12 protein-coding genes are annotated in these 12,100 nt (G+C 37.7%); 6 read left to right on the top strand and 6 right to left on the bottom strand.

Annotated elements, in window-relative coordinates:
• The first annotated feature begins 7 nt into the window (after positions 1-7).
• Positions 8-1,438 (top strand): NAD-dependent succinate-semialdehyde dehydrogenase, encoded by a 1,431-nt coding sequence (locus AC1TO4_RS10115; protein ID WP_482105215.1) that lies wholly within the window; start codon positions 8-10, stop codon positions 1,436-1,438.
• A gap of 276 nt (positions 1,439-1,714) precedes the next feature.
• Here AC1TO4_RS10115 and AC1TO4_RS10110 read toward each other — a convergent pair whose 3' ends face one another.
• Both AC1TO4_RS10110 and AC1TO4_RS10105 read right to left on the bottom strand, forming a co-directional pair.
• The gene (locus AC1TO4_RS10110; protein ID WP_482105214.1) at positions 1,715-2,641 is read right to left on the bottom strand and encodes an MBL fold metallo-hydrolase; all 927 of its coding nucleotides are present in this window, start codon (positions 2,639-2,641) and stop codon (positions 1,715-1,717) included.
• Between the two features lie 207 nt (positions 2,642-2,848).
• On the bottom strand, positions 2,849-3,268 hold the full coding sequence (locus AC1TO4_RS10105; RefSeq protein ID WP_482100699.1) for a DUF4395 domain-containing protein: 420 nt from the start codon (positions 3,266-3,268) through the stop codon (positions 2,849-2,851).
• 179 nt (positions 3,269-3,447) lie between these two features.
• Here AC1TO4_RS10105 and AC1TO4_RS10100 point away from each other — a divergent pair, with 179 nt between their 5' ends.
• The 3 genes from AC1TO4_RS10100 (at position 3,448) to AC1TO4_RS10090 (ending at position 5,792) form a co-directional block, all read left to right on the top strand.
• Positions 3,448-4,788, top strand: a complete 1,341-nt coding sequence (locus AC1TO4_RS10100; RefSeq protein WP_482105213.1) for an AAA family ATPase — start codon at positions 3,448-3,450, stop codon at positions 4,786-4,788.
• Positions 4,778-5,503, top strand: a complete 726-nt coding sequence (locus tag AC1TO4_RS10095) for a hypothetical protein (protein ID WP_482105212.1) — start codon at positions 4,778-4,780, stop codon at positions 5,501-5,503. The genes AC1TO4_RS10100 and AC1TO4_RS10095 overlap by 11 nt, the downstream gene beginning before the upstream one ends.
• A 139-nt stretch (positions 5,504-5,642) precedes the next feature.
• Positions 5,643-5,792 carry a YfhE family protein gene (locus AC1TO4_RS10090; protein WP_482100696.1) on the top strand — a complete coding sequence of 50 codons (150 nt, stop codon included), beginning with the start codon at positions 5,643-5,645 and terminating at the stop codon, positions 5,790-5,792.
• A 65-nt stretch (positions 5,793-5,857) separates the two neighbouring features.
• Here AC1TO4_RS10090 and AC1TO4_RS10085 read toward each other — a convergent pair whose 3' ends face one another.
• The 3 genes from AC1TO4_RS10085 to AC1TO4_RS10075 form a co-directional block, all read right to left on the bottom strand.
• Positions 5,858-6,676 carry a S1C family serine protease gene (locus AC1TO4_RS10085; RefSeq protein ID WP_482105211.1) on the bottom strand — a complete coding sequence of 273 codons (819 nt, stop codon included), beginning with the start codon at positions 6,674-6,676 and terminating at the stop codon, positions 5,858-5,860.
• Between the two features lie 128 nt (positions 6,677-6,804).
• Positions 6,805-7,593, bottom strand: a complete 789-nt coding sequence (gene fdhD / locus AC1TO4_RS10080; protein WP_482105210.1) for a formate dehydrogenase accessory sulfurtransferase FdhD — start codon at positions 7,591-7,593, stop codon at positions 6,805-6,807.
• Positions 7,580-7,954 carry a Na-translocating system protein MpsC family protein gene (locus tag AC1TO4_RS10075; RefSeq protein WP_482105209.1) on the bottom strand — a complete coding sequence of 125 codons (375 nt, stop codon included), beginning with the start codon at positions 7,952-7,954 and terminating at the stop codon, positions 7,580-7,582. Before AC1TO4_RS10075 ends, fdhD begins: the two co-directional genes overlap by 14 nt.
• Before the next feature lie 261 nt (positions 7,955-8,215).
• On the opposite strand from AC1TO4_RS10075, the gene fdhF reads away from it, so the two are divergent.
• Both fdhF and AC1TO4_RS10065 read left to right on the top strand, forming a co-directional pair.
• Complete coding sequence (gene fdhF, locus AC1TO4_RS10070) at positions 8,216-11,143, top strand: formate dehydrogenase subunit alpha (protein WP_482100691.1); 2,928 nt, start codon at positions 8,216-8,218, stop codon at positions 11,141-11,143.
• Between the two features lie 11 nt (positions 11,144-11,154).
• On the top strand, positions 11,155-11,640 hold the full coding sequence (locus AC1TO4_RS10065; RefSeq protein WP_482105208.1) for a helical membrane plugin domain-containing protein: 486 nt from the start codon (positions 11,155-11,157) through the stop codon (positions 11,638-11,640).
• A gap of 160 nt (positions 11,641-11,800) precedes the next feature.
• Here AC1TO4_RS10065 and AC1TO4_RS10060 read toward each other — a convergent pair whose 3' ends face one another.
• Positions 11,801-11,953: a DUF1540 domain-containing protein gene (locus AC1TO4_RS10060; RefSeq protein WP_482100689.1), complete on the bottom strand. Its 153-nt coding sequence runs from the start codon at positions 11,951-11,953 to the stop codon at positions 11,801-11,803.
• Positions 11,954-12,100 lie beyond the last annotated feature (147 nt).

Here is a 12,100-nt window from a genome sequence, read left to right as displayed (position 1 = left end):
GTGAAAAATGAAAAACTATCTAATGTATATTAACGGAGAATGGGTTGGGGAAGATCTTGAGAAGCTAGAAGTTAAGAATCCAGCGAATGGCCAAGTTGTCGGTTCAGTCCCAGTTGGGGGAGAAATTGAAACGAATCAGGCAATAGATAGCGCACATGAAGCCTTTCAAACTTGGTCCCAAACGACTGCGTATGAAAGAGCCAAGTATTTAAAGAAATTGAATGACCTTATATTAATAAATCAAGAAGAATTGGCACAAGTGATGACGATGGAAATGGGCAAGCCGATTAATGAATCCAGAGGAGAGGCTGCTTCAGCCGCTACATATATTGAATGGTATGCGGAAGAAGGTAAACGGATATACGGAGAGACAGTCCCTTCCCATATTGCTAATAAACGTATGCAGGTATGGAAAAAACCTGTCGGAGTTGTTGCGGCAATCACGCCGTGGAATTTCCCAGCAGCCATGTTAACCCGTAAAATGGGACCTGCTTTAGCGGCTGGCTGTACAATTGTAATAAAACCTTCTGGTGAAAGCCCCTTGACAGCGGTTAAACTTATTGAGTTATGTGAAGAAGCTGGGTTTCCGAAGGGTGTAGTTAACCTAGTAACAGGGTCTTCATCTAAAATAGGAAAAGCGATAATGGAAAATGACAAAGTACGGAAGGTAACGTTCACTGGATCTACGGAAGTAGGTAAATTGCTAATTCGACAAAGTGCGGATCAAGTCAAACGCCTATCGATGGAACTTGGAGGACACGCACCAATCATTATTTTGGATGATGCGAATTTAGAAAAAGCCGTAAAAGGTGTAATTGCATCTAAATTTAGAAATGCAGGTCAGACTTGTGTTTGTGGAAATCGAATATATGTGCAATCGGGTATTTATGATACATTTTTGGAGAAATTTACGGATGCAGTAAATAAATTAACTATAGGCGATGGCATCAATGAGGAAACAGATATAGGACCATTGATAAATCAGAGTAGTGTGGACAAAGTATCAAATCAAGTAGCCGATGCTCTCTCAAAAGGTGCTTCTCTATTAACTGGCGGAAGTGCGTTAACAGATGAAGGTGGAACTTTTTATACACCTACTGTGCTAAGTGGGGTTAATCCATCCATGGTTATTATGCAAGAGGAAACGTTTGGGCCTGTAGCACCTGTTCAGAAATTCGAGACTATAAAAGAGGCTATCCAATTAGCGAATGATACAAATTATGGTTTAGCAGCCTATGTCTTCACTGAAAGTGTATCTAAAGGCACGCTTTTAATTGAACAACTGAATTTTGGAATTGTAGGCTGGAATGATGGTACTCCTTCTGCTGCTCAAGTTCCATTTGGGGGAATGAAAGAGAGTGGAATTGGTCGCGAAGGCGGTCATGAAGGTCTGGAAGCGTTTTTGGAGACGCAGTACGTATCGATTGGGATGGATTAATTCTAGGTAAGTATTATTTATATAAAGATTTTAAAATACACACATATACATCTATTAAACATGAAAATCAGCCAATTATTAAAATGGCTGATTTTTTTCTTATTAAAATAATTTGGACTCAGATAGGTTCACCAAAGAATATTTACTAAATGACCATAACCTTCTTGTAACATTAAATAGGATGAACTATAGAGCTGCACTGTTAATGCTCTTGTCTCTTGATTAACTCTAATTTTGAATATCACTAGTTGTCCACAATAAACCTATTTATTATAACTACTCACTTTCTATGAGTTTTAATGTTTCCCCGATTTTCAAAACATATAACCGTTGTTCATCCAAAGCATTTTTCTTCCATTCATTTAGTAAGCGATCAAGGGCTTCTTTTGGTGTGTCATCAGCTAAACGAAAAGCACCGTAATGCATAGGAATCATGACATTTGACCGGGTATCTAAGAATGCCTTTACAGCTTCTTCCGGATTGACATGCTGCATACCCATGAACCATTCAGGTTCGTATGCACCAATTGGCATGAGACAATAATCAATATTGTATTTATCCCCAATATCTTGAAAACCTTTGAAATAACCGCTATCCCCTACAAAGTAAAGTGTATAGCTAGTTTCTTGTATGACCCAACCACCCCAATGTGAGGTATTTGTATCTGTAAGTGTCCTTTTTGTCCAGTGCTGTGCAGGTACAAAAACGAATATTAGGCCATCTAGCTGTTTTTCATCCCACCAATTAAATTCAATGATTTGTTTAAAACCTTTACGTATGAAACCTTTTTTCAATCCTTCTGGTACAAGAAATTTCGGATTTCCCAGTAATTTTTTAATCGAAGTGTAATGGAGATGGTCGTAATGGCTATGTGAGATCAGTACATAGTCGATTGGTGGTAAATCTTTAATTGCTATTCCTGGAGGCATGAGACGCTTATCAGATCCAAGCCTATTCGCCCATACAGGATCAGTGAGGATATTGAGACCATTCAACTGAATCAGAAATGTAGAATGTCCAATCCAGGTAATCGTGGGAATTGACCGATTTGTTTGGAGAAAAGTTTCATCAATATCCTTTGCCACTGGAATTCTATATGATAAATCCTTCTTTTTTGATAATCTTTCTTTTCTCCACCGAATTAATTCTTTGAACGATGCTGTTGCAGTGATATTTATGTTTTCATAGCGTCTCTTTTTCAATATAAACCACCTCTTCGGTTTGGAAATGGGGAATTATGTTATACATAACTATAACTATAACTAATATTTACCGTACTACCAAGTTAAAGTCACATGGATAAAATTTATACATTTTCTGTAAGAGGAAACTAGTGAAATCATAAATGGACAATATAAAAAAGCGATTAGTCAGATATCAAAATGACTAATCGCTTTTTGTAGTATTTATTAATGCTTAAAGTTTGTTCTGCGATAACTCCATTGTTGGTATTGAAAACGTATAAAACAACCGATACAGAACCCTAGTATTGCAATAAGTGCGGCCAGACCAACCATGACTGTAGCAATATTAAATAACAAGGACCACTTTAATAGTGAACTAACACTTGCTATTATTAGGAATCCGACAGCCAGCCATTGGTTAAACCTTAATTGAGCATAGTCTTCTTGAACGTACTGATTTGCGGGTTTGGTGAGAAATCTTTTAACAATTACCAAAATAGGATGGAAGCCTGTCAATAAACTTGATAGATTCGCGATTAAAGGGATAAGTAGTATCCAAGCTGACTGTGTCAAAAGTGCAATAATTACCGCCAATACAATTGTCCATTGATTTACCATAACTAAAGGCTTCGGAATTGTTTTCATTTTAAACCTACTATTCTTATTGGATTTTATATAATTATATATCTAGTCAATCAAATTGTAAAACGTTCAAGCAACTAATCAGCATGTGAAATTGTGAGTTACTATGCATAATTCAGAGTCGGAAAGGACATATTGATAATTAAAAAAGAACTTGAAGTATTAAGCATAGGGGGATTTCCATGACAACTATAGTCAGGATAACCAATGTAGAAATATACAATCTAAAAAATGTGAAGAGAGGTGAATTTCATACAAATTCAACTTTCGATACTTTGGAAAAAGCTGATGTCATAGGATTTTATGGTCAAAATGGTTCTGGAAAAACAGCTGCGGTAGAAGCTTTCAACCTATTAAAAACGTTGTTATCAGCCCGGCACGATGCATCACTTCCTAAAATAACATTTAACTTGCTCTATTTTGGAGAAAAGACAATTCGTTTGGTTTTTCGATTTATTGTGGAAAACAGTTTTGGTGAATTTTACGTTAATTATTCCGTTTCCTTATCTGCAGGAAAAACAAAATATCAGGTGCTTGAAGAAGAATTGGTATACCGAAAAAACAAAGAAGAAGATCCATTCGAACTTTTGATTTCAAAGAAAGAAAACAATATCGTCATTGGAAATAGAAAAATTCATGAAATGAATGAATCGGAAAGAGTCTCCGTTATTGTTGCCAATCGGATGGCTGCTAGCAACGCAACTTCCCTAGTTTTTAGGGACGAATTGAAAGAGGTGTTTAGCAACGCCCTTGGTGACCATGAAATTGAAATTATAAAAAGTCTATCCTTCAACTTTAATCAAGATCTACATGTAATTGATACGATTCAATATGGTTTGTTAATCGCTAATCTTGTCATGCCATTTAGTGTTCACCTTGAAAAAAAGCGTGGTCATATACCATATGAGATGACAGACACAATGGTGTTGCCAATCGATTTATTTGAAACAATAGATCAAGTGGTTACCCAAACGAATATTGTTTTACAGACAATAATTCCAGGTCTTCGAATAATAGTTAGACAAATCAATAAACAGAAGTTAAGTGATGGCAATGAAGGGATTCGCTTTGAGTTTCTTGCGAGAAAAGGGGAGATTGAACTACCGCTACGAAGCGAGTCTGAAGGTACTTTGAAAATCATCTCAATTTTAAGTACATTAATAGCCGTTTACAATAGACCAAACGCTTGCGTAGTGATTGATGAGTTGGATGCGGGGATTTTTGAGTATCTACTTGGTGAAATATTGGAGGTATTGAATGAAAATGCACAAGGACAACTTATTTTCACTTCACATAATTTGCGTATATTAGAAGTTCTCCCCATTCGAAACTTATGGTTTACGACACTAAACGAAGAAGACAGGTACCATCAACTAAAAGGCGTTAAAGAATTGAGCAATGCGAGGGATGTCTATTTACGTGCTGTACAACTAGGAGGACAGGAAGAAGCAATATATGAAGAAACAAGTTTGTTCGATATTAAAACAGCATTCCGAAAAGCAGGAAAAGTACATGACGAATAGTAAAAAGAAAGTTGTAATATTAATTGTCGAAGGAAGTTGTGAAGAGGTTTTACTATATAATCGGTTACGCAGTCTCTTTGAGCAGCATAATATACGATTCCATATACAGCGTGGTGATATTTTATATGATTTAGACAAGCCGAAAGAACCAATCACGTCTGTAATTGATAATGCTGTGAAAGAGTTTATGATAAAAAGTAAATTTCGAATCGATGATATATTTTGTGTTGTGCATATTACTGATATGGATGGTTGTTTTATTCCAGAAGAGGCTATTATTATAGATGAAACACAAAAAGAACTAACAGTTTATCATACAGATCGAATTACTGTGCCCCATGATAAGCAGAAACAGCAAATAGCAGTTAGGAATGTGGATAGAAGCAGAAATATCAATGAGATGAAATCAACAGTTAAAATACTTTCTGGAGAAATCAATTATCGGATGTACTATTTTTCAAGAAATTTAGAGCATGTTTTATTTGAAAATCTGAATCCGGAAAAAGGCGGGAAATTTCCTGAAGTTGAACGTTTTATTGAACAGCTTGAGATTCCGATTGAAGAATTTCTGCAGGATTCAATGCCAGAATTGAAAGGAATCGATCCTTATTCGGAAAGCTGGAAAAGAGTAACTGTGGATACAGCATCACTGCAAAAATACAGTAATGTGCCTTTGTTATTTGAATTCATAAAATTACAATCTGAACAACTTTGAGGTTATTGAAAGTCGTGCGAGTAATCTACTGGAAATGCTCATAATTAGTGTCCATTATCATGAACATTAGCGTATAAAAGATGTGTAGTATGGCAATACTGATGTATCACTATGCGAATTTAGAAAGGAGAGTCTAATTTTGAGCGAGAAAAAACCTCAGCATGAACAGATGACGACTAAAAACAATGGTTTGAGTTCGATGCAAGAAGTGGTGTATCATGAAGAATTTAAAAAAGCAGATAAAGCTATTAAAAATGGAGAAAACAAGGATAAAGAGAATAAAAATTGATATAGTAAAATGAGCATCAAAAAACGATTGCAATATAACTGCAATCGTTTTTTGAATTGATAAAACTATTTCTGTTGACGATAATACTCATCGATTGGTACAAGTAGACCTACATTACCATATGTATCATCATTCGATGTAGCGAATACGATGCCAATCACTTTGCCATTACGATTAATAACCGGACTGCCGCTGTTCCCACGATAGACAGGGGCCTTCATCATAACGACAGGTACATCCCAATCTGGTAGTTTTAGATAATCAATAATCTTTCCTTGGTTTGCAATGCCAGTAAAGCTTAAAGGATTTCCAATGAAGTAAACGGATTCGTCATCTCCAAACTCCGTTTTTTCGGCGAGTTGTAGAAATGGGAAATTACTACCTTTCACTTTTACTACAGCGAGATCGACGGATGGATATGTATGTATGACTTCAGCATTGAAACGGCCCTCATTTGGAAATAGAACCGTTACAGAATCATTTCCTTCGACAACATGGTAATTTGTAAGGATTATTCCATCATTTGATATTGAAAAGCCGGTGCCTTTGCTGTCTTGTGTCTTAATAACAACAACAGACTTTTTATATTCCGTGATATTATCTTGTTGGGATAGTTTTGAGGATGTTATTAAAAAGTCAATAGCAGGAATCGAATAGATTTGAAAAATCATTCCAAAGGTATTGAAGAACAACACGATTGAGATAAGCCAGAAAAGCCATTTTGGAAAGGGGCGTTTAATTTTGTGTTTCTCTCTCTCTTCTGTCGCTCTTGTAAGGGCTTCATGTTGTGCTTCTAAAACGAGTACTTGTAATTCTTCATCATCTATTTCTTCCAAAATGTCTTTATCTTTCAAATCACTCTTATGGCTATCATTTAAGTCCACAAGTTCACACCCTAACCATTATCATTATAGACATTATACACATATGCATGAACTGCGATTTTCATATGGAGAAACTCTATTTCAATATCATTTTTCTTCGTTTTCAAAAAAGTGTTATTGAAACGTCATCAATTAATGATTCTCTCTGGATGAGTATACAGGTTGAAGGATTTTTGTCGAACAAAGCCGATAATGGTAATACCGAGTTCTTCCGCCAGTTCAAGCGCCAGTTCGGTAGGTGCTGACTTTGAAAGTACAATTTCACAGCCGATTTTTGCTACTTTCAATAAAATCTCAGATGAAATTCGACCGCTAAACACAATAACTTTGTCGCGTACTGGAATATTATTTTTCAAACAATGCCCATATATTTTATCCAATGCATTATGTCTACCAATATCCATCCTTGATAAAACAATACCGCTTGGTTCACACAAAGCAGCATTATGGACGCCGCCCGTTTGGTGGAAGAGGTCTGCAGTTCTATCCATCTCCTCCATCAAGAAGAAACAATCTGCGGGTGTTAGGTTAACATGGATTTCCGTCATCTTTTTTGCTGTCAATGCATCGTTGGCGAACACAAATCCTTGTCTACTCATACCGCAACAAGAGTTGATGTAGCGCTTGTTCAGTAGTTTTTCGTAAAAGGGATACATTTTGACAGTTTTGATATGAACGACGCCCAACTCTTCCTGCACCCAAATTTCTTTGATATCATCATACTTAGGAATGACGCCTTCAGAGACCAAAAACCCAACAGCCATATCTTCGATGTACTCAGGCGAGCAAACGATTGTGGCAAATTCTCGATCGTTGATTTTGATGGTGACTGGATGTTCGACTACAACTAAGTCTTCTTGTTTAGAAAATTGTTCGTTTGAATAACGAGAAACAGTCCGTTTCTTATCTAGTTTCAACTATCTTTCCTCCCTCATGGCCAATATTTCGGTCGAAAAGGAATACGGATACAGCAATGTCATCTTCAAATTTGATGTCCGAGAATAGGTGGACAAACTTAGCACCGACGAGCTCTTCCATGCCTTCAGGTGGTGATTTTTGATAAACTTCCTGGATCATTCGGGTCCTTGCGGTATGGACCATTTCTTTTCCTTCCTGTGTACCAGCAATAAAATTTTCGGTCGGTGTCAAATTCCCATAAAGTGTGGAAATTATCATATTATCGACAAAAACCGTATGGATTCTTTCAGGACCTTTACCAAATAAATCCTTTCTGAGTTTTCTGATGATATCGTTAAATTGATGTATCTTTTTCGACATTTATTTATTCCTCCTCTGTAAGTAAAAGTAAAATAGATTAATAGAAAAAGTATTGATTGATTATTCTTACATGTTCAAATATACTAGTATTAAAGAGGGCGGTACAGTATTAACTGCTGTGACGTTATTGAACGTTATGAAAAAAATGGATTGGTAATTTAACATGTCCTGTTAGAAGACTATTCCACTATGAAAGTGCACTTGTCAAGTTAGTGTATTTTTTCATGGTGGTTTTTTATTGATAAAATAGGAGGCGCCAATATGCCAATTAAGATTAACGGTTCCGAATATGACTTCGTGGAAGGCAAGACAATTCTTGAGGTAATCAATCATTATCAAATTTCTCATCCGCAAATATGTTACTTACCAGAAGTAGATCCAATTGAGACGTGTGATACGTGTATCTTGGAAGTGGATGGTCTTCTAGTGCGTGCTTGTTCAACAAAAGCAGTTTCTGGAATGAACATTGCGCTTTCTTCGACTCGAGCTAAAGAAGCCCAGACCGAGGCGATGGATCGGATTCTCGAAAACCATCTGCTGTATTGTACAGTATGTGATAACAACAATGGCAACTGTAAAATACATAATACAGTGGATATGATGGAGGTCGAACACCAAAAGTATCCTTATGAACCAAAGTGCACACAAGATAGTGTTGATTTTACGCATCCGTTTTACCGATACGATCCGAATCAATGTATTGCTTGTGGTCAGTGTGTGGAGGTATGCCAAAACTTGCAGGTAAATGAAACCTTGTCGATTGATTGGGAGAGGGACCGTCCAATAGTCCTGTGGGATGGGGGAGCGAAAATCAACGACTCATCCTGCGTTGGTTGTGGCCACTGTGTTACCGTATGCCCTTGTAATGCGCTAATGGAAACCTCAATGCTTGGCGAAGCTGGTTTCATGACTGGGCTGAAAGAGGAGCTTCTAACGCCGATGATTGAACTAGTTAAAGATGTTGAGCCAGGGTATAGCGGAATTATGGCAATCTCGGATGCAGAAGCAGCGATGCGCGATACAAGAACGAAAAAAACGAAAACAGTTTGTACATTTTGCGGTGTTGGGTGCTCATTTGAAGTGTGGACAAAAGACCGGGAAATTTTAAAAATACAGCCGGTTTCAGATGCACCGGCAAATGCGATTTCTACATGTGTTAAAGGGAAATTTGGATGGGATTTCGTTAATAGTGACAAACGCATTACGAAGCCACTTATCCGTAAAGATGATTCTTTTGTTGAAGCTACTTGGGAAGAGGCACTGAACCTGGTTGCACGGAGACTCGGAACAATCAAAAATGAGTATGGAAAAGACGCTGTTGGAATTATTTCTTCGTCGAAGATTACGAATGAGGAGAACTATGTGATTCAAAAGCTTGCTCGTCAAGTTTTTGAAACGAATAACGTCGACAACTGTTCACGTTATTGCCAATCCCCAGCAACGGACGGCTTGTTCCGTACAGTTGGCATGGGAGGGGACGCTGGAACAATTAAAGATATTGCTAATGCAGGTCTAGTGATTATTGTTGGGGCTAACCCAGCTGAAGGACATCCTGTACTTGCCACACGTGTAAAGCGAGCTCATAAATTACATGGGCAAAAACTAATTGTTGCTGATTTACGAAAACACGAAATGGCGGAACGCTCGGATATTTTCATTAGCCCGAAGCAGGGGACAGACCAAGTGTGGCTAATGGCAGTTACAAAATACATGATCGATAATGGATGGCATGACCAGTCATTTATTGATGAAAATGTCCATTACATGGAAGAATTCAAAGAAGTATTAGAAAAATATACACTTGACTATGCCGAAAAAATTACTGGCGTGTCGAAAGACATGCTCATTCAAACAGCTGAAATGATTCGTGATGCTGACGGTACTTGTATTCTTTGGGGAATGGGAGTGACACAAAATACTGGTGGATCGGACACTTCAGCTGCCATATCCAATTTGTTGCTTGCGACTGGTAACTATCGTCGATCCGGAGCAGGAGCATATCCTCTTCGCGGGCATAATAATGTACAGGGTGCATGTGATATGGGATCACTACCAGGATGGCTTCCAGGGTATCAGCACGTTACTGATGATACAGCGCGTCAGAAATTTGAGAAGGCTTACGGCGTTAAAATAGATAGTAAGCCAGGGCTCGATAATATTCAGATGCTACATTCCGTTGATGACGGAATTATGAAAGCGATGTATATTGTAGGTGAAGATATGGCGCTTGTCGATTCTAATGCGAACTACGTACATGACGTCTTGTCTAAACTCGACTTTCTCGTGGTACAGGATATCTTTTTCTCGAGAACAGCACAATATGCAGATGTCATTTTACCAGCGGTACCATCACTTGAAAAAGACGGTACATTTACAAATACAGAGAGACGCGTACAACGTTTATACAAAGCACTACCAGAACTTGGCGAAGCGCGAGCGGACTGGTGGATTGTTCAAGAAATCGCTAATCGACTAGGTGCAAAATGGAACTACAGTCATCCTAGCGAGATTTTTGCGGAAATGGCAAGTCTCTCACCATTATTCTCTCAAGCAGATTTTAGTGTGATGGAAGGCTGGGATAGTTTTTTATGGGGCAGTTTTGACGGTGCTAGCACACCACTCCTATATGTGGATGGTTTTAACTTCCCGGATAAAAAAGCACGTTTTGCTTTGTCAGACTGGGTTGAACCTGTAGAGTTTCCAGAGGAATATGATCTTCACATTAACAACGGACGTTTACTTGAACATTTTCACGAAGGTAATATGACAAATAAATCAGATGGGATACAAGAGAAATTGCCCGAGGTTTTCGTTGAAATTTCACCAGAGCTTGCGAAAGAACGCGGCGTGTTAAGTGGTTCTCTCGTCCGTCTAGTTTCTCCATATGGAGCATTGAAGTTGCCGGCTCTCGTGACGGACCGCGTCAAGAACAATGAATTATTCTTACCGATGAACTCGGTTGAAAAAGAATCAGCCATTAACTTCCTAACTGGTCCCGCTGTCGATCAGCGTACAAATACACCTGCTTATAAACAAACGAAGGTACGAATGGAATTACTTCAAAGAGGCGGTGAAAACCCATTGCCTAAGTCGAATCACCGTAATAAAAGTCGTCATCCACAAAATGGTGTAGAAGTGGAGCGTAAATGGGCACGTCCAGGATATGTTCAATTAACTGATAAAGAGTGAGGTGATGTTTAATGGCAGTACCCATTACTTCTATTCGTATAGAAGAACTACCACTAGAAGAAAACAAAAAGAAGAAATTAGATGAACTGCAATCATTGATTATCCAACAGGATCAAGCTCTTAATAAAATACTTGAAATTACCGGTGAATTGGACAATGCAGGAGTTTTTGATGCCGTGAAGGCAATGGTGAAAGCGAAAGATGATATTGCTAAAATTGCGGTAGACCAAGTGTCAAAGGAACCAGTGACTAATCTCATTAACCATATGCTTAATGCAATATCGGTGATTTCATCAATTGACCCTGAACTTACCGCAAAGCTGGGAGTTAGTATTAAAAGTGGTCTGCATGAAGCGGAACTTTATAAAGACAACGAACAGAAGGTGACTATTTTCCAGATAATGACGGCTTTAAACGATGCTGACATTAACCGAGCTGTTAAATTTGGTTTAGATTTTATGAAAGGAATGGGGAAGGAATTAGCCGGTGACGATTAAGCTGCATGTTTATAATACGATTAATTATTAGTGTCATTTGCATAAAAATAGCTCCTTCCAAACGACGACTCGTCGAGGAAGGAGTTTTTGGAGATATAATCTTGTTATTAAATGAAGATAAGTGTTTATACTAGTTAGTAATCAAAAAGATCCGCTTAATTTACTTTGGTACGAAAGTTTTACAATCCGTTTCTTCACTGCTTGAAGCTTGTTTACCCTTTTGACTGACAACATAAATTGAATTAGCTCTACATTTGTTTCCTGAACCCCAATATTTACAGTTATTCACTTCGCACAAAATTTCTTGTGACATCGTAACACACCTCCTTTTTGTTATGATGAACAGAATTGATAGGAACGATACCTTTTAAAAACTGTACTCTTTTTTAATAATTTATTTTCTGAAAACGTCGCAATTACAGATTTCTGAATGAGCACAGATATGGATTTAAAGCAGAAC

It is taken from the genome of Sporosarcina sp. Y838 (genome assembly GCF_056786515.1).
The sequence above is the reverse complement of the archived record's forward strand: the minus strand, read 5'-3'. Positions and strand labels throughout refer to the sequence as shown.